17 protein-coding genes and 2 riboswitches are annotated in these 24140 nt (G+C 47.8%); of the genes, 14 read left to right on the top strand and 3 right to left on the bottom strand.

Annotation, left to right across the window (positions count from 1 at the left end):
* Positions 1 to 17: 17 nt before the first annotated feature.
* From DMO16_RS14310 to DMO16_RS24615, 13 genes are all read left to right on the top strand, one after another.
* The gene (locus DMO16_RS14310; RefSeq protein WP_061975566.1) at positions 18 to 995 is read left to right on the top strand and encodes an AAA family ATPase; all 978 of its coding nucleotides are present in this window, start codon (positions 18 to 20) and stop codon (positions 993 to 995) included.
* Positions 992 to 2263 (top strand): DUF58 domain-containing protein, encoded by a 1272-nt coding sequence (locus DMO16_RS14305; protein WP_129478254.1) that lies wholly within the window; start codon positions 992 to 994, stop codon positions 2261 to 2263. Before DMO16_RS14310 ends, DMO16_RS14305 begins: the two co-directional genes overlap by 4 nt.
* Positions 2250 to 4436, top strand: coding sequence for a DUF4129 domain-containing transglutaminase family protein (locus DMO16_RS14300; RefSeq protein ID WP_129478252.1), 2187 nt, complete (start codon positions 2250 to 2252; stop codon positions 4434 to 4436). The genes DMO16_RS14305 and DMO16_RS14300 overlap by 14 nt, the downstream gene beginning before the upstream one ends.
* 41 nt (positions 4437 to 4477) lie before the next feature.
* A riboswitch (purine riboswitch) is annotated at positions 4478 to 4579 on the top strand.
* Positions 4580 to 4713: 134 nt separating this feature from the next.
* Complete coding sequence (gene guaA, locus DMO16_RS14295) at positions 4714 to 6252, top strand: glutamine-hydrolyzing GMP synthase (protein WP_129478250.1); 1539 nt, start codon at positions 4714 to 4716, stop codon at positions 6250 to 6252.
* Between the two features lie 132 nt (positions 6253 to 6384).
* Positions 6385 to 6486: riboswitch (purine riboswitch) on the top strand.
* A 132-nt stretch (positions 6487 to 6618) separates the two neighbouring features.
* Complete coding sequence (locus DMO16_RS14290) at positions 6619 to 7917, top strand: NCS2 family permease (protein WP_129478248.1); 1299 nt, start codon at positions 6619 to 6621, stop codon at positions 7915 to 7917.
* Positions 7918 to 8290: 373 nt separating this feature from the next.
* Positions 8291 to 9058 carry a vWA domain-containing protein gene (locus DMO16_RS14285; RefSeq protein WP_129478246.1) on the top strand — a complete coding sequence of 256 codons (768 nt, stop codon included), beginning with the start codon at positions 8291 to 8293 and terminating at the stop codon, positions 9056 to 9058.
* A 27-nt stretch (positions 9059 to 9085) separates the two neighbouring features.
* Positions 9086 to 9880: a hypothetical protein gene (locus DMO16_RS14280; protein WP_129478244.1), complete on the top strand. Its 795-nt coding sequence runs from the start codon at positions 9086 to 9088 to the stop codon at positions 9878 to 9880.
* Positions 9881 to 9891: 11 nt separating this feature from the next.
* Positions 9892 to 10251 carry an EsaB/YukD family protein gene (locus DMO16_RS14275; RefSeq protein ID WP_129478243.1) on the top strand — a complete coding sequence of 120 codons (360 nt, stop codon included), beginning with the start codon at positions 9892 to 9894 and terminating at the stop codon, positions 10249 to 10251.
* An 11-nt stretch (positions 10252 to 10262) separates the two neighbouring features.
* Positions 10263 to 14291: a type VII secretion protein EssC gene (essC, locus tag DMO16_RS14270; protein WP_129478241.1), complete on the top strand. Its 4029-nt coding sequence runs from the start codon at positions 10263 to 10265 to the stop codon at positions 14289 to 14291.
* A 129-nt stretch (positions 14292 to 14420) separates the two neighbouring features.
* A complete protein-coding gene (locus DMO16_RS14265) occupies positions 14421 to 14693 on the top strand; it encodes a WXG100 family type VII secretion target (RefSeq protein WP_061975586.1) in 273 nt (90 codons plus the stop codon).
* 85 nt (positions 14694 to 14778) lie between these two features.
* Entirely contained in the window at positions 14779 to 14943 is a 165-nt protein-coding gene (locus DMO16_RS24355; protein ID WP_164988931.1) for a hypothetical protein, read from the top strand.
* A 148-nt stretch (positions 14944 to 15091) separates the two neighbouring features.
* Positions 15092 to 17731: a tetratricopeptide repeat protein gene (locus tag DMO16_RS14260; protein ID WP_129478239.1), complete on the top strand. Its 2640-nt coding sequence runs from the start codon at positions 15092 to 15094 to the stop codon at positions 17729 to 17731.
* Between the two features lie 12 nt (positions 17732 to 17743).
* Positions 17744 to 20647, top strand: a complete 2904-nt coding sequence (locus tag DMO16_RS24615) for a hypothetical protein (RefSeq protein ID WP_241840573.1) — start codon at positions 17744 to 17746, stop codon at positions 20645 to 20647.
* A 68-nt stretch (positions 20648 to 20715) separates the two neighbouring features.
* On the opposite strand, the gene DMO16_RS14250 is transcribed toward DMO16_RS24615, so the two are convergent.
* Genes DMO16_RS14250 through DMO16_RS14240 form a run of 3 tightly spaced genes read right to left on the bottom strand, consistent with a single transcriptional unit; the run spans position 20716 to position 22102 of the window.
* Positions 20716 to 20925: a hypothetical protein gene (locus DMO16_RS14250; protein ID WP_129478237.1), complete on the bottom strand. Its 210-nt coding sequence runs from the start codon at positions 20923 to 20925 to the stop codon at positions 20716 to 20718.
* Positions 20926 to 20949: 24 nt separating this feature from the next.
* On the bottom strand, positions 20950 to 21285 hold the full coding sequence (locus tag DMO16_RS14245; RefSeq protein ID WP_129478235.1) for a DUF2085 domain-containing protein: 336 nt from the start codon (positions 21283 to 21285) through the stop codon (positions 20950 to 20952).
* Complete coding sequence (locus DMO16_RS14240) at positions 21278 to 22102, bottom strand: EcsC family protein (RefSeq protein WP_129478233.1); 825 nt, start codon at positions 22100 to 22102, stop codon at positions 21278 to 21280. The genes DMO16_RS14245 and DMO16_RS14240 overlap by 8 nt, the downstream gene beginning before the upstream one ends.
* Before the next feature lie 276 nt (positions 22103 to 22378).
* Here DMO16_RS14240 and DMO16_RS14235 point away from each other — a divergent pair, with 276 nt between their 5' ends.
* Entirely contained in the window at positions 22379 to 24043 is a 1665-nt protein-coding gene (locus DMO16_RS14235) for a transglutaminase domain-containing protein (protein ID WP_129478231.1), read from the top strand.
* Positions 24044 to 24140 lie beyond the last annotated feature (97 nt).

Raw genomic sequence — 24140 nt, 5'->3', positions numbered from 1 at the left:
TATGAAGGGGGATTCTAATGAGTGTAAACAAAGCCAGGTATGACAGTTATCGTTCTGAACTTGATGCGGTAATTAAGAATATAGAGCACGTAATTGTAGGAAAGAAGCAGATTTCCGAGCTGAGTCTTGTTGCCCTGCTTGCCGGCGGGCATGTGCTGCTCGAAGACGTACCGGGTGTTGGTAAGACGATGATGGTGCGTGCGATCGCAAAATCCCTCGGCCTTCAGTTTAACCGGATTCAGTTTACCCCGGATCTGTTGCCTTCTGATATTACTGGTGTTTCTATCTTTAATCAAAAAGAAATGAATTTTGAATTTCGGCCCGGCCCGTTGATGGGCAATGTGGTTCTGGCCGATGAAATCAACCGTACCTCACCAAAGACACAGTCCGCCTTGCTTGAGTCCATGGAAGAAAAAAGCGTAACCATTGATGGCCACACTCATATCCTTCCCAACCCTTTTTTTGTTATGGCTACCCAGAACCCGATTGAATATGAAGGAACCTATCCGCTTCCTGAAGCCCAATTGGACCGTTTTCTCCTGAAGCTCAACATGGGCTATCCCACTCCAGACGAAGAAATGTCCATACTCAACCTGATGATTCATGACCATCCCATTGATAACCTGAAGCCTGTTGTTACATCCGGGCAGCTGCAGGAGATGAAACAAAAAGTAACGGAAGTCTATGTGGACGACACCGTTAAAAAATACATTATTGATCTGGTCAATCGTACACGGAACCACCGCTCCATTTACCTCGGAGCAAGCCCGCGCGGATCGCTTGCGCTCATGAAGGCTTCCCAGGCGCTGGCGTTTATTATGGACCGCGATTTTGTGGTGCCGGACGATGTGAAATATCTCGCACCATACGTACTGACCCACCGGATCCTTTTAAAACCGGAAGCGCGGTTTGAAGGGGAGTCAGCAGAGTCTGTCGTTATCGAACTCTTAAACCGTGTTCCTGTACCGATTCAGAAAGGTCATCATGCCAGATGAAACGATTAACATGGAAACTGGGCAGCAAGTACAAGACTCTACTTGGTCTGACCGGCATCATGATCCTGCTTGGACTGCTTTTTTCATACGCCATGTTCCAGGGAGGATTTGTAAGCTGGTTTCTGTTTTACAGCATGCTTCCGTTTGTGGCGTATACCATTACCATGGTATTCTATCCGCTTCATAAAATTGAAATCACCCGGACACTGAATAAAGATCTTATGATGGCGGGTGAGGAACTGGTGGTCACGATTGAACTGAAACGCAAGACGCCATTTCCGTTGTTCTATCTGATCATTCATGATGAAATTCCCGCCCCTTTATATAATGAAGCCCTGCATGACGGGGAGGAGGACCAGATTCATTCCCGCGTGCTGTTTTTTCCGTTGTTTAAAAAGAAGCTGGTCTATCTATACCGAATTAAGCCGGTACCAAGAGGCATATTTGAGCTGAACAGCATTTCGCTCCGGACCGGGGATGTTTTCGGTTTTGTTCAAAAGGAAATCAAGGTCCATCTTAGCGACCGGGTTTTTATCTATCCGCGCTACCAGGAAATTGAGCATCTGGAGATGGATAAACACCTCCAAAACGGGGTTCAAAAGTCAGGGAGAAATTCAATGACCGATTATACGTCAAGCGTGAGCGTCAGGGATTATGTGCAAGGTGACCGTCTGTCCTGGCTGCATTGGAAGGCAAGCGCACGCTCCAATAAATTGGTCACAAAAGTGTTTGAACACCAGCGCAACAACGATTATGTCATCGTGCTCGATCAGTCCGTGCCGAGCTATAAAAATAACGACTCTCTATTTGAAAAGGCGGTTTCGTTTACTGCCTCCATCACCCATTATTCGGTGCAAAAAGGAGCATCACTCGGCCTTCACAGCAGCCGCAGCAATCAGAGGGTGCCGATGAATACCGGTACTGACCATGAATGGCGGATTTTCCATGAGCTGGCAGGGATCCAGCCCCATCTTCAGGAGCCTTTTTACGAATGGCTCCGGCGCGAGTTTAAGGATGGCCGGCTGGAGAGCCGGACGGTTGTGGTCATCTCTCCGCTGCTGGATGATGTGATGATGAAGACACTGGAATTGGTTTCAGCCCGACAGGCGAATGTGATTTTCTTTTACATGTCACCGAATGACAGACTTCATCCGCAGGAATTAACCTATATTCACCGTTTAAACAATGGTTCAATTCCGACCACAGCCATTTATGGGCCTTACTTCAATGAGGCGTTAAAGGCAGGTGCAAATCGTGCAAGCATTTAAAGAAAAACGGCCGCCCGCGCTTTATTCTCTTGTGCTTTATTTTCTGGGTTTCATGCTGCTGTGGGAGTGGCTCCGGCCGCTGAACCAGATTTCATCAACTGAAGACACCCACGTCTTTGTGATGTTTACGGCGTTTTTGTTTTTGATCACCTATTTTCAATTGCCGTTGTGGATCTCATTTCCCATTAAATTCGTTGCCCTTTTGTATGCACTTCATTCCCTCTACTATCCGGATCTGTTTCTTTCCTTTCAATGGGTTCCACATCTGCTGGGAGATATCCAGGCCAACACGGCGATGATCTGGAGCCGGAGCTGGGCCGAATTGTCCTCGATCACCCGGTCACTGCTGTTCCTCGTTTTGCTTTGGCTTGTAAGTTATCTGATGAATTACTGGCTCATGCAGACAAAGCGGATTTTTTTGTTTTTGTTCATGACCGTTTTTTACATTACCGTTTTAGATACGTTCACTCCGTATGATGCGAAGGTGGCAATTGTCCGGACCGTATTTATCGGACTTATTCTCGTCGGAATTCTCCGGATCATGAAGATTGTGGAGAAAGAAGGCTTTTCCCTGATGAAAGGCCGGTTTCCGGTGATGTGGATGGTGCCGCTGACTGTAGTGATCGCTCTGTCGTCCACATTGGGGCTGCTCGCTCCAAAAGCGTCTCCGCAATGGCCGGATCCTGTACCATTTCTTTCTGCGTTGAACAACTCGGATGAGGACATTCCGGGAAATGGCAACTCGTTTGGCCGGATCGGCTACGGCACCAACGACAGCCGGCTCGGCGGTCCATTCAAGTTTAATTATGATGAAGTGTTTACGGCAAAGGTGAAAGAGCGCCATTATTGGCGGGTGGAGACGAAGGATATGTATACCGGAAAAGGATGGGAGAGTTCCGAGCGGGATGAACCGCTGTTTCTGAACCGGGACCATGTGGAATACAACGCATTGGGCTCTAACCTGATTGAACCGGGCGGGGCGGAAATGGAAAAGCAAAAAGCCTCCATTAAAATGACCAAACGGTATCCGTTTATTGTTTCCCCCGGGGTGATTACTTCGCTCCGTGCAAGGGAAGATGTGAATTTTCTGATGCATCCCCAAACCGGAAAAATCAATACGTTCAGCCAGAACCGTTCGACCGAACTGAAAAGCTATCAGATGGATTATGAACTGCCGCAGTATGACGAAAAAAGGCTGCGCGAAAGCGGGGGAGATTACCCGAGATATGTTTCCGGCCTTTACCTCCAGCTGCCGGCAGAACTGCCAAAACGAGTAAAGAAGCTGGCTGCCAAGGTGACCAGTAAACTCGACAATCCGTACGACAAGGCAAAAGCTGTGGAAAATTATTTTGCCCTCAACAACTTTGGCTACGATACGGTAAACGTGCGGGCTCCAAAAAGAGATGAGGATTACGTTGACCAATTTTTGTTCAAAGCGCAAAAGGGGTACTGCGATAACTTTTCTTCCGCTATGGTGGTAATGCTGCGGTCCGTCGGCATTCCGGCCCGCTGGGTGAAAGGATTTACGTACGGTGAATACCAGGAAACGAACAAAGATTACAAAACCTACAAAATCACTAATGCCAATGCCCACTCCTGGCCCGAAGTTTATTTTTCAGGAGTAGGCTGGGTGCCTTTTGAACCGACCCGCGGTTTTTCCAACCCGAGTTCGTTTGAAGAGGAAATTCAAAGCGCTGCCGCTCCTGCTGATCCTGCAGTTCCAAAAGACAAGAAAAAGAACGAGATGAAACCGGAACAAAAAGAGCAGGGTTCGGATAAAGCGGCAAAGAAAAGCGATTCCGGCGTGAACATCGCCGGTTTTGTGACACTGTTCCTTGTGTTGGCAGCTGTGCTGATCGTCGTTTTATTCCGTAAAAAATGGCTGAGACAGTATTACATCTGGAAGTTCCGCCGGCAAAAAGGCACAGGTACCTTCGCAAAAGCGTACCACGGTCTTTTGTATCTGACTCAGCTGTACGGTTTAAAGCGCGACCCGGCTTTCACCCTGAGGGAATATGCCGCCTATGTTGACCGTTCTCTTGATACGAAAGATATGAAAGTCTTGACCTCTGCGTATGAATCACTGCAATACGGAAGGCGGGACAGCACGGATTACTGGAACGAAACGAACCGAAAATTGTGGGAAAATTTAATTAAAAAGCTGCGGGGTTGACCGTCTGACAAGCCATTGTTAGAATGTGCTTAAGATAGTAAGCCGTATATATGATTCACCTTCGTATATCCTCGATAATAAGGATCGAGAGTCTCTACCGGGCCGCCGTAAATGGCCTGACTATGAAGGCAGGGTTCTTGATGTATAAGCCGGAATTCTGCCTTTGTTTTTTTTGTTGAAAAAACAGAGTCGGGATTCCGGTTTTTTTATAGGCAAAAGGATATGCGGGGGTAAATATTGCAAATACTACGGAAAGATCAATAGATGGGGTGACAGAATGAATTTAGCCAATGAGATGATTGTCGTTTTAGATTTTGGGGGCCAATACAATCAGCTGATCGCAAGACGTATTCGTGATCTTGGCGTATACAGCGAATTGCTTCCGCACACAACTACAGCAGAAGAAATCAAAAAGCTGAATCCGAAGGGAATCATTTTCTCCGGCGGTCCGAATAGCGTTTATGCGGAGAATTCACCGTCCGCGGATGAAGCCATTTTTGACCTGGGCATTCCGGTACTCGGAATTTGCTACGGCATGCAGCTGATGAGCCACCACTTTGGTGGAAAAGTTGAACGCGCCAATCACCGTGAATACGGAAAAGCAGAAATTACGATTGTGAACGAGTCCAAGCTGTATCAGGAGCTTCCGGAGCAGCAAGTCGTATGGATGAGCCACAGTGACCTCGTTCTTGCACCACCTCAAGGGTTCGTTACCGATGTAACAAGCGTTTCCTGCCCGGTTGCCGGGATGAGCGATGTTTCCCGCCATCTGTATGGCGTGCAGTTCCACCCGGAAGTGCGCCACAGTGAATACGGCAATGAACTGCTTCGCAACTTCATCTTCTCAATCTGTGAGTGCGAAGGCAATTGGACGATGGAAAACTGGATTGAGGACGAGCTTCAAAAAATTCGTGAACAGGTTGGCGACAAGCGTGTTCTCTGTGCGCTTTCCGGCGGTGTGGATTCTTCCGTTGTTGCGGTATTGATTCATAAAGCAATCGGCGACCAGCTGACTTGTATTTTTGTGGATCACGGACTTCTTCGAAAAGGGGAGGCCGACAGTGTGATGAAAACGTTCAGTGAAGGTTTCCACATGAACGTCATCAAGGTCGATGCCAAGGACCGTTTCCTGAACAAGCTTAAAGGTGTTTCTGACCCTGAGAAAAAACGTAAAATCATTGGCAATGAATTCATTTATGTATTTGATGAAGAAGCAAGCAAACTGAAAGGTGTGGACTATCTTGCCCAAGGTACGCTTTACACGGATATCGTGGAAAGTGGAACAGCTACGGCTCAAACGATCAAGTCTCACCACAATGTTGGCGGGCTTCCTGAAGATATGCAATTTACATTGATCGAACCATTGAATACCCTCTTTAAAGACGAAGTCCGCAAAGTGGGAACAGAGCTTGGAATTCCTGATGCGATTGTTTGGCGCCAGCCATTCCCTGGACCGGGTCTTGGCATCCGTGTTCTTGGTGAAATTACGGATGAGAAGCTTGAAATCGTGCGCGAATCCGACTTTATTTTGCGTGACGAGATCGCCAAAGCAGGTCTTGAGCGTGATGTATGGCAGTACTTTACCGTTCTTCCGGACATCCGCAGCGTAGGTGTTATGGGTGATATGAGAACCTACGATTACACGATCGGTATCCGTGCCGTTACATCCGTTGACGGAATGACGTCCGATTGGGCGCGTATTCCGTATGAAGTGCTTGAGAAAATTTCCACACGTATTGTGAACGAAGTAGACCACATCAACCGCGTGGTGTATGACATTACGTCCAAGCCACCGGCAACAATCGAGTGGGAATAACAGCAAAATACGAACGTTAGATAATCTTACCAGAAAAATATTCGGAAATAGATTGACGAAACGTGTAGCTATTTGTATAATTTCCATGTATACAGTATAAAAGTCACAGGATCAAAGCTTTTGACCGCTTTAACCGTGAGTGCTTAAGTCATTCGTATAAATTTGGGAATATGGCCCAAAAGTTTCTACCAGGCTGCCGTAAATGGCCTGACTACGAAGGTACATGGAAATGTATAGGTGATTTGCAGCAGCTGCAGCAGATTTATCATATCTTTTTCCGTTCCCTTTGTATGTTAGCTCAAGGCAGAAATAAAAACGCCTTGAGCTTTTTTGTTTTTTCATATTAGAGAAATCAGGGGGATGAACATGAAGAATTACTTCAACTTCGACAAGCATGGTACCACGTACCGGAAAGAATTTATCGCAGGACTGACAACGTTCCTGTCTATGGCGTATATCCTTTTTATCAACCCGTCCGTGTTGGGTGAAACGGGCATGGACAAGGGTGCCGTATTTACCGCAACAGCTCTGGCTGCGGCATACGGAACGTTATTTATGGGGCTTGTGGCCAAATACCCGATCGCACTTGCGCCGGGAATGGGACTAAACGCGTTCTTTACGTTTTCCGTTGTGCTTGGCATGGGGATTCCTTGGCAGACCGCCCTTTCAGGTGTTTTGTTATCCGGACTTATTTTTATTGCGATCACCATTTTTAAAATTCGTGAAACGATCATCAACGCGATTCCGGTTGAACTAAAATACGCAACCGCATGCGGAATCGGTTTGTTTATTGCTTTTATCGGTTTAAAGAGTGCAGGAATTGTCGTATCCAATGAAGCAACATTTGTAGGGCTTGGCCACTTGACGAAGCCGGATACACTGCTTGCGATTTTCGGATTCATCGTAACGATTTTGATGGTTGTCCGCGGTGTGCGCGGCGGGATTTTTTACGGAATGGTTATTACGGCTGTTGTCGGCATGATCTTCGGACTGATCGATACACCTTCCAAAATTGTTGGTTCTGTTCCGAGCCTTGCGCCAACGTTTGGCGAAGCGTTCACGAACTTCGATAAAGTCTTTACGCCGCATATCATTGTCGTTGTGTTAACATTCTTCTTCGTTGATTTCTTTGATACGGCTGGAACGATCATGGCAGTAGCGAGCCAGGCCGGAATCATGAAAGACAACAAGCTTCCGCGTGCAGGACGCGCGTTGTTGGCGGATTCATCGGCGATTGTGGTTGGTGCAACTCTTGGTACATCATCCACCACCGCTTACATCGAGTCAGCCTCCGGTGTTGCAGCGGGCGGACGTACAGGTTTTACTTCTGTCGTAACGGGTTTGTTCCTATTATTAGCGTTGTTTTTCTCACCACTGTTGGTAGTAGTCACCCCAGCTGTAACCGCTCCGGCCTTGATCGTTGTCGGTGTGCTCATGGTTGGTGTGCTTGGCAAGATTGAATGGCAAAAGCTTGAGATTGCTGTACCGGCATTCCTGACGATCATCGCAATGCCGCTCACGTACTCAATTGCCACAGGGATAGCGCTCGGGTTTGTCATGTACCCGGTAACGATGCTCGTGAAGGGCCGCGCCAAAGAAATTCACCCGATCATGTATGTATTGTTTGTCATCTTCGTTTGTTACTTTGCTTTCTTGGTGGAGTAGGAAGATAAGTGAGGAGCCCGGACAGCTGTCCGGGCTTTTTTTGTTATGCTGGTGTTTATTACGAAAATGACTTGAATGGTGAGTAAATGAGTTATTTCCGTGAGTAATAGCCTTAAAACGGTGAGTAAAGGATCCATTTCTGCGAGTAAATCTTCAAAAATGGTGAGTAACTAACCAAAATCCGTGAGTAAACCTTTCTAATAAGCAATGTGCTCCAAAAATCATCTGGAAAACACTGTATTAAAAAACAGGAAATAGGGAAATAGTCACATAGTAGCTGGATTGCTCTTCTGACCTACACTTTTCCAGCTTTTTTTCTTACAATATAGAGTAGGAACTAACTAAAACTATTAAACTAGGGGACGGAAAATAAATGGATTATCGCCTTCAAGCAACACAGCAAACACCCGCGTATATTATGTACTTGCTCGACATCAGTGCCTCGATGAACCAGTTGATGGATGCGGAGAACCACCAGGAAAAAAGACGGATCGATGTCGTGACGAGCGCGCTGAACTCAGCCATCCGTCAGATGGTGTTCCGTTCAACAAAAGGAAGCCGGCTGAGCCCCCGCTATAAGGTTTCGATTCTGGCCTACAGTGACAATGTTTTTGATGTACTCGGCGGCATTAAGAGCATTGATGAGCTTGCCCGCATGAAGCCGCTCGATAATGTGCAGACCCAGCGTCTGACAAATACGGCCAAGGCATTTTCCGCTGCGGAAAAAATTCTGCTTCAGGAACTGGACAAGATGCAGGATTGTCCGGCACCATTAATTTGCCACATGACTGACGGTGCTTATACAGGAGAGGATCCTGAGCCGATTGTGAAGCGGATCATGAATCTTACCGTGCCTGATGGCAAAGTGCTTGTGGAAAATATTTTTATATCTGACGAAATTTTGTCCAAGCCTATTGAGAATTCGAAAAAATGGCCGGGGATCATGTATGAAACCGTGCTGGATGAAGACTACGGCAACAAGCTGAAGCGTCTGTCGAGCCCGCTGCCGGAAAGCTACCGTGAAATGATGATCGAAACCGGCTATAAAATTGAACCGGGAGCGCTGATGATGCTGCCGGGAACGAATGCCGATCTGGTTTCTCTTGGCTTTCAGATGTCTGCCGCCACACCTGTACGATAAAAAATCCAACCGGTTTGAGGTGAGTTCATGTACACGTTCTACAGTGACCAAAAGAAAGAAACGCCGGTATCATCTGTGTACCGGGATCCTTTTTCGATACGATATGGCTATGCCCGGGCGAACGAGACTCAGGAAGCAGACGATTTCGGACAGGATTTTCTCGCATTTGAAGTGAAGGAGAGAAGCCTTGTGTTTGCCGTGTGCGACGGGGTCAGCCTGTCGTTTTGCGGAGATTTGGCTGCACGCTTTTTATCCGAAGAGCTTCTTCAATGGCTGGTAAGCCAGACGCCTGAAGAGTTAAAGGACGGGTCCTTAATCAAAGAAAAACTGACAGAACACCTGGGGGAGCTGACGGCCAAAGGGACAGAGGCGATCAGAAGGCACCGGCTGCCGGGTTCGATGCCGCCCATCCTGAGGGAAGTGCTGGAGGAGAAGCGGACAAATGGCAGTGAGACGATGTTTTTGTGCGGTCGGATCGACATGGCCGATGATATCACGCATAAGGCTCACGTTTTTCTCGCTTCATCTGGAGATTTGCGGCTCAGGCTCTGGGGTGAGGCTGAAGAGATTTCTAATCCGCACATCACTTCGGATACGAAAAAGCGCTGGTCCACTAAAGACGGCATCATCGGCGGGGAGATTCAAATCGCAACGGGAAGCACGCTTAAAGACACACGGCGGATTGCGGTTTATTCGGATGGATTTTCAACGATCGACGGTTTGAACACATTGCCTTCGACCGATCAGCTGCAGATTCTTGTGAAAAAGTCGCTGCAGTCCCCATTAAGTGATGATCTTTCCTTTTTGGATATAGCCTGGTAGGAGGAAGAAGGATGGAAGATATTATTTTGACGTTTATACATAATGACCAGGAGCGGGATTTGCGCCTGCCCAATCATCTGGAAAGCAAAAAAATCGCCGAGGCGCTACACGAGTGGCTCGGTTTTGAACGGGGCTGGGGAGAGGAGCCCTATGACCTGGAGTACTCGTTTAACCAGAAGAACTGGTTCCGGCTGGAGAAAAAGAAATCGCTGAGCGAGGCAGGTATCTGGGACGGAGCATTTATGCGATTTTGCCGGGAAGGACAGTCGTCTCTCCCAAAAGAAGATGACTTTGTTGCCGATGACGATACAGAAGAGGATCAGGCTCAGGTTCAGGCCGAAAGCGGCTATGCCTGGAAGATTATTGAATAGGAGGGAACGGGATGAGAAAATCGCCGTATTTTAAACGGGCACCGCGGCTTAAGCTGGCCATGCCGTCAGGAAGAATGGTCGTCCACCGCCCGAAAGCGGAACCGAGCGAACCGAAGTTTTCGTTCGAGTCGATGATCATACCCATCTTTCTGACACTCGCCACGGTCGGGATCATGTACTACATCTCAAAAACGATGTACAACAGCGCGAGCTATGCCATTTTTATGATGGCGATGAGCATACCGATGCTTGGCTCATACCTTGCGACAATCGTGATCCATTTCAGGAAAAAGAAAACGTACCGGCTGGAAGTGGAACAGCTGCACAACGAATATTACAAACAGATCAAAAAGCATCATGCCGAAATTGAAGATTTGAAAAACAGGCAGTCCCAGTTTTTGCGGGACAAAGATCCGAACCCTCAGGATTGTGTACGCAGGATTGCCGACCGCAAAAGCTCGCTCTGGGAACGGGCGTATAACTCTGAAGACTTTATGGATTTGAGGTTTGGCCTTGGCTCCCGACCGTTTCAGATGGAGATCGAGGTGCCGGCGCAGGATGGGTATGACGTGAACCCGCTGATTGCTGAGGCGCAAAAGCTTCAGACCGACTACCGGGAGCTTCAGAATGTGCCAGTCTCCATTCCGCTGCAGGAAAAGCGCGTGGTCGGATTGGTCGGGGACCGCGGAGATATCCTTGAGATGGCCCGTGTGCTGGCGCTTCAGCTCGTCACGCACCAGTCGCCGGAAGAGGTCAAGCTGGTTACCGCTTATACGGAAAATGAGAGTGAGCAGTGGGGCTGGATGAAGTGGCTTCCGCACGTGTGGGATGAAGACCGCGAACGCCGCTATGCAGCAGAAGGAAAGCTCATGGCCCAAAAGCTGTTTGAGCGGCTCTACAGCAAGCTCAATATCCGCCGTCTCGAGCAGGAGGGAAAAGACAACACTGATGTTATCCACATTCCCGAGTATGTGTTCTTTTTGCCAAGCCTGGCGCTGTTGGAGGATGATTCCCTCCTGCCGCTCATTTTAAAGCAAGGGGACGCGATCGGTGCGTCTGCCGTGCTGATGGCTCCGACAAAGGAAGCCCTTCCGATGGAGTGCGAGCTTATTGTGGAAGTGCGGGACGGTGTGGCCCAGCTCTATGAAACCTTCTCAAATGACGAGGATGAAGTGGTTTATTTTACCGGTTCCGAAAAAATTGCCATTGATCATTTCTCGCTCATTGAAGCGCAGAACATGTCACGGATGATTGCACCGCTCAGGGTGAAGCAGTCTTCGGCCGGCGTGATTCCAAAAGTGCTTTCCTTCCTTGATATGTACGGTGTAAAAAAAGTGGAAGAGCTTGATGTGATCAACAAATGGAACGAAAACCGCTATCCGGACACACTGCCGGTTCCGATCGGTGTAAGAGAAGGGCGTAAACCGGTTTATTTGAACATACACGACAAGATTGAAAAGAAGGGGCATGGGCCACACGGATTAATGGCGGGTACGACCGGTTCCGGTAAGAGTGAGGTCATCCAGTCGATGATCCTTTCGCTTGCGGCCACTTACCATCCGCATGACATGGCATTCATGCTGATCGACTATAAAGGCGGCGGAATGTCCAACACGTTTCAGGGACTGCCGCATGTGGTGGCGACCATCACGAACCTGGAGGATCCGAACCTGATCAACCGGGCCAAAATATCGCTTCGCGCCGAGCTTGAACGTCGGCAGAAGCTGTTCAACCGTGCGGGCAACATCCAGCATATTGATGAATACTTCAAGTCCGAGTGGAAGACGAAGGAACCGCTGCCTCACTTGTTCATTATCATTGATGAATTTGCCCAGCTGAAAAAGGACCAGCCAGAGTTCATGGACGAGCTTATTTCCATTGCGGCGATCGGACGTACGCTTGGGGTCCATCTTCTGCTGGCCACCCAAAAGCCGGCAGGAGTGGTCGACGATAAAATCTGGAGTAACTCACGGTTCCGAGTTTGTCTGCGCGTGCAGGATGACAATGACAGCCGGGAGATGATCAAGATTCCGAACGCCTCGAGCATCAATGTGCCGGGCCGTGCCTATTTTCAGGTCGGAAATAATGAAGTACTCGAATACTTCCAGTCCGCGTGGAGCGGTGCCGGCTATCATCCGGAAAACGATGAGGAAAACAATATCGTCACCATTTCAGAAGTGAAGCTCGATGGGACGGATGAAGTGCAGAAGAAAATTAAAACCGACAGCAAAACGGCGGAAAAGCAGATTCAGGTGCTCATCCGTTATATGAAGGAAGAAGCAAAAAAGAACGGGGTTCAGCCGCTTCCGGGTCCATGGCTGCAGCCGCTTCCGGAAAACTTGCCAATCACCCATCTGGTCGAAACAGACAAGTGGACGTCAAATACTTGGAATGAGGAAGGCAAATGGATGGAACCTGCCGCCGGTATGATTGACGACGTGGAAAATCAGGATCAATATTCGCTCCATATTGATTTGAAGGAAGGGCACCTGATGGCATTTGGCATGCCGGGAACAGGGAAGACAACGTTTCTGCAGTCGGTGCTGCTGTCGCTGTTCCATCATCACGGTCCGCGTGATCTGTACACCTATATTATTGACTTCAGCCGGCGGATGAAGGACTTTTCCCGTTTTCCGCAGGTGGGCGGTGTGGTGCATGAAGAAGATACCGAAAAAATACCGCGGCTGTTCCGTTATTTCTTGAAGGAACTGCAGGTGCGCAAAGAGCTTTTTTCCAATGAAGGCGTCAGTTCTCTGGAAACGTACCGCAGCATCACGAAGAAATCGCTGCCGGTGCTATTGCTCTGCATTGATGGCTATCACCGGTTCCGTTCCACGTTTGAGTTTGAAAATGAGAAGCTCGAAACCATCCTGCGAGAAGGAGCCACATACGGCATCCTCGTGTTTGTGACGGCGAACCAGACCAATGACATGTACGAACGCTATCGAAGCAATTTCACGTCCATGGTGGCGTTCGAGCTTGCGGATCCGACCGACTATTACTATGCGGTCGGACGGCCGAACTTTGAAGCCGTCAACCTTCCGGAGGGCCGGGGCTTTGTGAAGGGCCACAATCCGCCGCATATTTTTCAGGCGATGCTTCCTTACAATGGCGGCAGCGAGCTTGAGAAGGTATCCTTTATCCGCGAACTATCAGGAAAAATGATGGAGGAAGCGAAGAACGAGCGGGCCAAGCCGATCCAGATGCTGCCGAGCGAAATTTCGCTCAACCAGCTGCTTGATGAGTTTCCGCCTGCCGATACTAAGCTTTTGCCGTACGGTATTGATGTGGAAGATCTCGATATTCAGTCGCTGGATCTGGATGACGCGGACAATGTCTTTGTGACGGGGCGTGTGGAATCCGGCAAAACGTCACTGCTGCAGTCCCTGACCTTGTCAATGATGTACCAGTACCGACCGGATCAGATCGATCTCTATTTGATTGAAATGGAGCCGCAATCCAAGGGAATCATGAGCATGGCCAGCTTTCCGCATGTTAAAGGGTATGCCACTGATTTTATGCAGGCGAAGGAGCTGTTTAACGACATCGCCGCTAAAATGGACGAGCGCAAGACCGACAGCCTTTGCTTTGGGTGGGGAAGCGGCCAGGAAGACAATGCGTACTCGCCAGTCGTCATTGTGATCGATGATGCAGAAAATTTCATGCAGCAGATGAACATGGATTTTGAAATCAAGGATCACTTGGAAAAGCTGACGAGAGAAGCACGGCAGAAGAACATTCACTTTATGATGGCCGGTTCGCTTACGAGCATGAACAGTTATATGCATGATGCGTGGTTCATGAACATCAAGAAAAAGTTTGCCGGATTCCTGCTGGGCTCTACCTTAAGCAACGACCTGTACTTCTTTAACATGCGTCTTCCGCACGCGGAGACCGATAAGGAGCTTCCTGCAGGTGACGGCTATATTATTAAAGGAAAGCATACGAGGATCAAGGCGGCCCTTCCGTTTATCTCCGCCGAAGAACAGCACCAATGGGAGTCTATAGTCCGTGAGAAAAACCAAGTTTTAGAAATGTAGGAGTGGTCAGGCAGGTACATGTGTACCAAATTGCATAGGAAAAAAGGATGAAAAAGGGTTTCGGATGTTTCTAACTGGGTAAATGTATTGTATATTTGCCTCATAATGGAAAAAAAGGAGATGAAATGAATGTCAGTAAGAATCCTCGTAACACCAGAAGAACTAGAAGCTATCGCACAAAAATTCAGAAGCGGATCCGACAACAGCCGCCAGCAAACACAACAGCTTTACCAGGCACTTCAATCACTTGAAGGGAAATGGGATGGAGCAACGAAAAAACGCTTCTTCGACCAATTCGAACAATCTCGCCGCCATATGGAGGCTTATGTACAGTTACTTGACAACATCGACCAAGAGCTTCGCCAAATCGCAACTCGTTTCCGCACAGTCGACGCACAATAAGGAATCGGTTGATTTCAAGCAAACCAGAAAGACTAGTCAATTCCTTTGGCTGGTCTTTTGTTTTGGGAGTTTCCTGGACATTCATTTGGATGGGATGGGAGCGATTCTGCTCTTTGAACCGGCCTATTATATTGCCGCCTTCGTATACAAATGGAATAGACTGCTTGCAAGGCTTGCCATGATTGTCGTTTCATTCCTCTTTTTTCTTTTGCTCGGATTGGCCATCGATGGCATGGGCAAGACCGCCTGAGAGATAAAAGGGTGTGTATTATTGAGCGCGGGTTTTGTAAAATAATACAGAAAGCAATAGATTCATGGTTTATCATTGTCGAAAAAAGAGAATGTATATCATTGGCAATTACATAGCCTAATGGTCTCAGGGATAGGAGTTTGGCATTATGAGTTTTCAGCCGGAAGTTGGCGAAAGCATTCGCCTGTTTGGAAGGAGATATACGTTCCCCAATCACCCCGCTGTTGTGGGAATTGATATTCCTTACGGACAGGAAGGGCGCCAGGGTACGGTCTACCAGATCAAAGAAGAGAATACGAGAAATAAAGCGGCACTGAAGGTGTTCAGGGACCGGTTTAAAAATAAGAATCAGGTCCGCCTATCCGAACAGCTTAAAAACTATTCTTCCTTTTACGGGCTGTCTGCCTGTCTGCGTTCGGTGATCGAGGAAGACGAGCATGCGAGGCAGGTCGGCCAGTATGACGACTTGAACTATGCCTTGATCATGCCATGGATCGATGGTCCTACATGGGCCGACATTCTGATGGGTGAGCAGGCACTGTCCAAAGATACCTGTCTTCGTATTGCCTGCTTGATGGCTTTTCTTTTAAAAGAGCTGGAAGAGGCAGGGGTGGCTCATTGTGACCTGTCATCAAGCAACGTGATGCTGCCGTTTCTTGAGGAAAGTGCCCGGCCCATTTTTGCCGATATTGAACTGATTGATATCGAGGAGCTATACGCACCCGAATTGGACGAGCCCAAAGCCCTGCCGGGTGGATCGCCCGGATATGCGGCCAATTATGTGAAGGTTGGCATCTGGTCAAAGGAGGCCGACCGTTTTGCGGGAGCGGTTTTAATCGCGGAAATGGCATCCTGGCACGATAAGGAAGTACGCAGTCTGAAGGCAGATGACTTCAGTTATTTTGATACCGATGAGATGCAAAGCGACAGTGAACGCTATAAAAAGCTTAAAGGTGTTGTTGGAAAGACCTTGGGTGAAAAGGGTGAGGCGCTGTTCGAACAAGCTTGGAAGAGTGAGAGTTTGCAAGAATGTCCTTCATTTTCACAGTGGTACGAGGTTTTTCCCGAGAGTGTGAAAAGCTTTGTGATGAACAGCCATGAACGATATATGGCTTCGAAAAAACCTTCCGTGCCGCTCGGTGCCATGAGCCTGGACACCCTTCTGCAAATTGCCGCAGCGTTTGAAGGACTGGGCAATAAAAAAGCGGCGCGCAGTGAGTACCAATACATCATGCAGCAGTTTCCTGAACAGAAGTCGGTCGTTGAAGAGCTGCAGATGCTTCTGAGTGATGAGGAAGAAAGCCGCCGGCCGGAGCTCGTACCGTTGCATTATCTGGAGGCAGCCCAGCATTTTGAAAAACTCCGGGATTGGAATACCGCCCTTATTTTTTATACGCGATGCACCCAGCTGCCTTCGGCTGACTTTACGACCAAGGAAGAGCTGTCGATCATTATCGAGGAAATTCAAAATCAGATCAGGGCAGAGGCGGAGCAGCAGTCCACTGCGGAAAAGCTGAAGCTGATCGCCAAGGAACGGGAACAGGCAACAGCCGCCGCACTCGCTGAGCCTCTTGAAGCGCATAAAACGGAACGGCAGAAATTCAATGCAAAAGTATTCTTTTTCCGCCATTGGAAATGGATGGCAGGGGCCGTTGCCGCCGTCTGTCTTGGTATCGGACTATATTATCTGTACGAAGCAGCTCAGGAGAAGAAATGGAACGATTACATAAAGCAGGGAACCGAAGCGTTTTCTGAACGGAGATACAGTGAGGCCGAACAGTATATTCAAAAGGCGATCGATAAAAAGCCGACTGAAGATCTTTACACGAAAATGGCAACGATCTATATCAGCCAGGGGCAGAACCAGCAGGCCATTCAGTACATGAATGACTTGAAATTCAAGAAGGAACTGTCTTCAAAGAATACCGTGGCCAACTATTTGATGGGCCGCGCCTACTTTTTGGAGAAGGATTACAACGCCGCCATTCCTTATTATCAGGGAGCATACAAGGATAAAAAGAACAAATACCACCAGGACGCCATCCGTGACCTGGTTGTCAGCTATGCGTCCATTAACCAGCTGAAAAAAGCGAATGCGCTGGTGGAGCAGCTGCAAGGGAAGGACAATCAGTCCAAGGCGTTTGTGGCCTATCTAAAAGGTGATCTCGCCACCAGACAGGGGAAGAGCTCGGAGGCAGCGGATTTCTTTGAACAATCGGTGGATTTGGATCCGGGAAACAAAAAGTACGCCAAGAAGCTTGTTGAAGCTTACATCACCAACAATAAGACGAACCAAACGGATGATGCCACAAAGGTAAAAACATACGAAAATGCGATTACGATGGCGAACGGACTGCTTCGTGATGATTATACGAATATCGATTACCTGAACATGACCGGCCAGCTCTACTATGAATACGGATTATATGCTGAAGATAGAAAGCAAAAGGCGAAAAGCCAAAATTTATATAGAGAAGCCTTGAACTCGTACAACCAGGTGATTGACCTGGGAATTCAGGAGAAAACAACGATTCTCAATATTGGCATCCTGTACGAAAAAGTCGGGGACAAGAAAAAGGCAGAAAAAACGTACAAGCAAGTCATCAAGCTGAATCCGATTTACGGCCACGCCTATTTTATATACGGAATGTTTCAGATAAAAGAAAAGAACTACAAACAAGCATTGCCGCTGCTGAAAAAAGTGATTCAAATCAACGATGACGCAACCGATGTGAGCCTCGCGAAACAGCGCATCAAAGAAATGGAATCGAAAAAGGTTTTGATCTAGGGAGGGACAACCATGGCAGATCAGGAAAATGAAAGTTTTTTAAGCCCGAAGGCGAAGAAGGTAATGCTCACATCTTCTGCCGCCTTACTTGTGGCGCTTGCCGGTACGGGAACGTATTACTGGCAAACCCAAAAGACGGAGACCGCCAGCGTGGAAACCGCAAAATCAGAAAAGAACAAGGGCAAACCAGCCAAGGACATCACACTCAATACCGATGACAACCAGGTCAAAGACGACAGGGACAACCAGCCAAAAAGAAGAGTAACCGAAATCTCCCCGGACAACACCGGTGACGGCTTCGCCCTGACCGACGACACCGACAGCCCGGTATACCTTGTGGATGCATCCAACCCGGATGAGCCGATTACTCAATTGTTTGTGGATCAGGATAAGGTTGTGATCCCAACACCGCCACCGCCGGAAATTCCTAATACGGATCCAACGATTCCAGGATTGAATCCTGGGAATGAGGTGGATCCAGACAACCAGGGAGATGAGACGGTTCCTCCGGGGGATAATACAACTAACCCAGATGACGGAACGACTCTTCCTGATGATGGGTCACCCCAGCCTGGTGATGGAACAACCCCTCCTGACAATGGAGATCCGACAGATCCAGGAACGCCAACTGATCCAGGCACTCCGACAGATCCGGGAACGCCAACTGATCCAGGCACCCCGACAGATCCAGGGACGCCAACTGACCCTGGCACCCCGACAGATCCAGGGACGCCAACTGACCCTGGCACCCCGACAGACCCAGGAACGCCAACTGATCCGGGCAACCCGGATAATCCAGGGGGAGAAGACCCGGGCAGTCAAATTCCGGATGTGGCCCTTGTTGTTCCTGAGTCGTTATACGACCGTCTAACCAGCTATAGTGCGAACAACGACTTTTATAATGTGATGTACTATGGAAAAAAGGAAATCAAACCAGAAAGCGAAAAGTATGCTGACCTTGTTGCAATGGTGATCGATGCCGCAGCAGAGGCCAAAGCAAAAGCGTTCGAAGATCACTTCATGACATCAGACAGCTTAACCAGCTTTCAGATGATCTCATCTCTTAATGATGAAGGAAATGAAGAGCTTGCAAAAATGAAAGAAGAGATCAGGTCAGAACTTTTCTCCAAGTTTGCCGAACGGGAAATCTCTATATATAAGAGCAAGCCAGTTGATCCAGAAAATCCCGGTGAAGGAAACCAAGAGCCGGATCAGCCGCAGCCGATGGATGCTGAAAAAGCTCAGCAGGTTCTATACTACGTCGGTAAGTACAATGTCCAAAACCCTGGCAAGGACTTGAATCCGAACGAGTATAGTGAAGTTGACCGTGTAGTGATGGAAGCTGCTCTAAAGGAACAAACCGATAACTTGGCGGCTGCTTTAAACAAGTTTCAAATGCTCGCTCAATTCTCTCCGACATATGCCGAAAGTGCCAAAAACCTTAAGGATGGACTAATGGCAAAGCAGGTTGAAAAAGCGAGAGCTGGCTTAGATCCAAGGGAACCTGGACAATATGAACCCCTCCCAGAGGGTAAAGAACTTGAAACCCTCAAACAATTGCTAGAGGAAGGAAAATATGCCCAAGTCATTGAACAGGGCAGCCTATTAATCGGGACTAATTTGCCAATAGGACACCTCAAGAAAGTGATGGGGGATGCGGCACAGGGACTTTTAGAGCAAACAGATCTTCTTGCCAGCAACCCTGTAACCTATATAGATAAGAAAGATCAGATCATCAACAATTACCGGATACTCACAGAGGTATCCAATGTTCCGGAAGATGAAGATCAAAAAGCAGAGTCACATTTAAATGCCTACCTCTTGATGCTTCAGGCGATGAACACGGCATCTAAAGAAGGTGCTTCCATTGATGATTTGAGCGAAGCCGTCATCGTGGCATCCGAATCCGTTGGGAGATGGGAGACAGGTGCATCTGCCGGCAAGTTGAATGAGTTGGCAACACAACTGTTATCATCCGCTAAAGATTTGGATGACGTGAAAAAAGAAGAAAACGTCTATGAGCTGTTGAGCACAACACCTCATGTAAGTGATGATGTGACGAAAACAGCCTTTGACCGCAAAAAGGCCTTGGCCTATTCAAGAAAAGCTTCAGATTTATTAACTGCAGGACATTATGAGGAATCCATTTTCTATGCCAGCGAATCCAACCAGTTGTACAGCAAGGAAGGGCTAAACAAAGATACACTTGGAGCTGCTGCGAATGCTTTATTTGAACAGCATCCATCAGGAAGCTTTGATGACTTGGTAAAAGTCTATCGCACGATTGCCAGCGCTACCGGCATGCCGGATGATCAAAAGAGTAAAGCTGTGGCAAGACAGGAAGCGATCGACAATTACAAAAAAGCGAAGACTTTCACGGAGAGTGACCGTGAAAAAGCGGTGTATTACTTTGATAAGGCGGCTGACAGCCAATGGATGGCTCCTTTAGTGGACGCTCAACTCCAAGAGCAGGCCACTCGATTGCTGAGTGAAGCGAACACTCTAAAGGCAACAGGCAAAGACAAGGATCTTGAAATGGCCGTTCGATACTATAAAACACTGCTCGTCACAAAGCACGTGAATCAAAGCACACGAGACAAGGCGCAAAGTGCGATTGATGAACTGAAGAAGAAATCAACGCCAGCATCCGATTCCGATGTGGAAAAAGATAAAACGCCTCAGGAGAAACCAGTAAAACGTTCTGAGCCGAAGAAAGAAGTAGAGAAACCGCAAGCGCAGGATCAAAAGGAAACGTCTGAAACACCAAAAGCGGAGCCTTCTCCATCTGAAACATCTCAAACAGAAACACCAAAAGAAGAGGTATCAGAGGAAGAAGCACCAGCTGCGGATGCAACAGATAGCACTCCGGTAGAAGAGGAAGCCCCTCTCCCAGAGTCAGAACAAGCGGTACCGTAAATATAGCAAAAAGCAGCAGGACCACGAAGGTCCTGCTGCTTTTTGTTTTTATGTATTAGTCACAGAGATCAAAATCGCAGCAATCCAGGCTTATTGACTTTTTGCCTGACTGCTTTTTTCGGTTTTTTGCTTTTTTTGGAATAGAGATAATACGTGCCAGCGCTGATGACCGACCCTGAACCGATCAGGGAAACACCAGCGATCACGTTTCCAAAAGCAAGCACCTGAAAACCGGCAACCAGTAAGCTCAATAGTGCAACAAGCTGAAGAATAAACATTCCAACCATCCTTTCCTAAGAAAGTTAACTGAGTGCTTGGCTCAGCCAATCTGCCATAAACCATATGAAAAAGCACTGCCCGACTCCGCTCATGGCTCCGGTCACTACCCTTAATGTATTGGTGCTTTCCCTCCAATTCCATTTTTGGGACAGGCCATCTGCCAGCATGGGAACCTGAAGAAGGAGCGCGATCGCAAAGCTGTGCAGCTGCGGAACAAAATAGAGGAAAGGAAGCAACAGGTAAGAGCTATAAAGTGCGGTGCACCGTGCACACAGGGCCATCGGTTTTCCGGTGATTTTCAAACAGCGTTCCGGCTTCCGGTGGCACGGGACGATAGCGAGCAGTTCTTCCTTACTCATCGGCCGGTCCCTGTTGAATTTGCTGGATTCGTTCCAGGATTCTGCGTTTTCTGTAGAGCATCATGCCCGTTTCAGCCACTTCATCAATAGTGGACTTGTTGATAAACGCCCCGAAAACAATCCCTGCTACAGGCACCATTTGAAACAATTTTTTCCACCCGAAGTTGTCCCGGTAGGCAGCGATGACTTCCCGCCAACCCTGAAGCTGGGAGATGGCCTGGCGGTTCCGCTCGCCATCCGTCATGGATAGTTCTTCTAAAATCGCGCGTTTCCCTACATAATCCGAAGAAGCGAATTGCAGGCATTTGATGATGAAAATCCGTTCCTCTTTGCTGTTGGGATTATAGCCGTAGGAGATCGCAATTTCCTGAAGGGTTTTCAGTGACAGGCCGAGAATGATAGGAATATCGATCCCTAATGTGAACAGCCCGCCAACACCGGTTGTTGCTCCTTGTACGGCGGCCATTTTGGTACGGCTGCTTTTAAAATAAGAAGCGGTCTGGTCCATGGCGCCAAGTGGAAGGTTTGCGATGTCTGATGGAGCGAATTCCTCCAGCAGGATTCCTGTTTCTTTAAATTTTTTTAAGATGGATTTCCCGCTGACGAGATACTTGCCGCCTGTTTGAACATAGCTTCCAATCTCATCGAGGATTTGAAGCGCCTTGTCCTGCAAAAATTTTGGTGTGATTTTATCGAGAAGCTTGAAAGGGATCCGCCCAAGCTTTTCCCAAAACCATAAATCCTTTTGATCCTTTTCCCATTTCTCAACACTTTCCAATTCCTTCTGCAAAAATTCAAGAGACTCGATCGTAAACACTCCTTCATAACCTGTACCCTTATAAGGTTCTGTTTATATTTTAATATGTATTGTCATACGTGAAAAGCGGGGGGAGGATTCACATTTTAGTTTAACCGCAATTTGGCAACGGGTATTAATTGGAAATGAGACCCAGTGAGAAAGCTGTCATACAAGCAGCTGCCGGTCGATAAAGTAGTAGGAGTCAACGTTGTCTTGTCCTATACAATGAATACGATTAGCCACCAACCTGTAAATGCCTTAAAATAGAGGTAAGTACAGTAAGGAGTGAAAACAATGAGGAAAACGATCCTCACTTTCATTGTTCCTTTTCTGCTCTTAAGCTTGCCAGGCTGCAGTTTATTGGACTCAGGCAGCCCTATTGAAAAAAAAGACACACCAGGCAATGCCCTTACTCGAGCGGCGGAGAAGAATAATGAGACAGCCGATTTAAAACGTCTGGAGCTCAGCGGCTACAGCCGAAGGATCGGTGCTACGCTAACAAGTCCCAAATACAAAGAATTCAGTGTGAATTCTTCCTTTATGGTTACGGGAAGAATCAATAATACAAAGCGTTTAAAATCAAGCTATACGCTGATTACGATCCGCAGTGAAAAAGACGGAAGCCATTTTAAGTATTTGGCACCCATCGAAAATGGACGGTTCAAGCAAAAAGTCCAGCTGTTTAACGGGAAAGGCAAATATGATGTTAAAATCAGCCTTCCGAGCGATGAAAGCAAGGATTATTATTATGACTTGGCTCAAATGAACGTAACCAACGTGAACCCGGAAGTAAAACGCGATGTGCTGTACACGCAAAATGCGTATCAGCAGAAATTGAAGCTGAACTCTTCCATTGATGGCTACATGAAAAAAGACGGAAATGTGGATATCAAGGGATCCATCGATGATGATAAAGCGAAGGATTTGCTGGTGGAAATGTCCAAAGGAACTCAAGTCACGAAAATTATGGTTCCTGTTGAAAACGGACATTTTGATACTCAGGTGCCTCTTTATTTTGGTGAGGGCGTTCATACCCTGAAAGTCATGACACCTGCATCTAACGTGGCCAATTATTATAACGAGGCTGCTGAACTGAAAGTAGATAACACATCCGACACCATTTCCCAGCCGATCGAGTTTTCAAAGGAATACAGCGAGCGAGGATTCACACTGGAGTCTCCTGCTGCAGGCGGAATAAAAACCGATCTGGATTATGAACTTAAAGGAAAAATTGATTCGAACGCTCCGTTTGCCAAAGATACAGACACCGTGTTTGTTCAAACCAAAAAGGGATCGCTTGAAGCCATGTACGCTGTCCCTGTGAAAGGCTACGCGTTTGATGGAAAGTTTTATCTTCGGTTCGGCCCCGGAAAATATGATGTGAATGTGTTTGCGCCGGAAATTTCCTCGGCCAATACAAGCGTTCAGCATTTTGTTGGCATTGCCCATTTTACGATGGAAAACGACAACCAGCATGATGCCCGTTACAGTCTCCCGTCAAGAGGCATACAATCGGACGATATGGAAATCGGCAGGCTGTCGGCTCAGTTAATGGCCAACCGGCACAACGACAAAGACAAAGCAAAAGCCGTGTACGAGTACGTAGCCAAGAACATTCAGTATGATGTCAATAAGCTCGACAAACGGTCCTTTGCTTTTGATGACAGTGCGCTTAAAACCCTTCATGAGAAAAAAGGGGTCTGTCAGGATTTTTCGTATTTGGCGATTGCTCTGCTGAGGGCAGGCGGGTTGGAAGCAAGGATGGCCATCGGATATGCCGGCCAGGACCATGCCTGGATAGAAACAAAGGTGGACGGCCGCTGGCTCACCATGGATCCGACCTGGGGTTCTGGCTATCTTCAGAACGGCCGCTTTGTCAGGAATTACACCTTGAAATATTTTGATCCAAACCCCGAGGAATTTAAGAAGTCCCATACGAAGTCTGGAATTGAGTATTAAGGTAAGCCCGGGACTCAGGTCTCAGGGCTTTCTTTATTTTTTAATAACGAGTAGAGTAGGAATTGTGAACTTAAGGGAAAATAAGGCGAGAAAGGTG

Origin of the sequence: Fictibacillus sp. S7, assembly GCF_004127935.1 — a bacterium.
Classification (GTDB): domain Bacteria; phylum Bacillota; class Bacilli; order Bacillales; family Fictibacillaceae; genus Fictibacillus_C; species Fictibacillus_C enclensis.
This window is presented reverse-complemented; position numbering and strand designations above follow the sequence as displayed.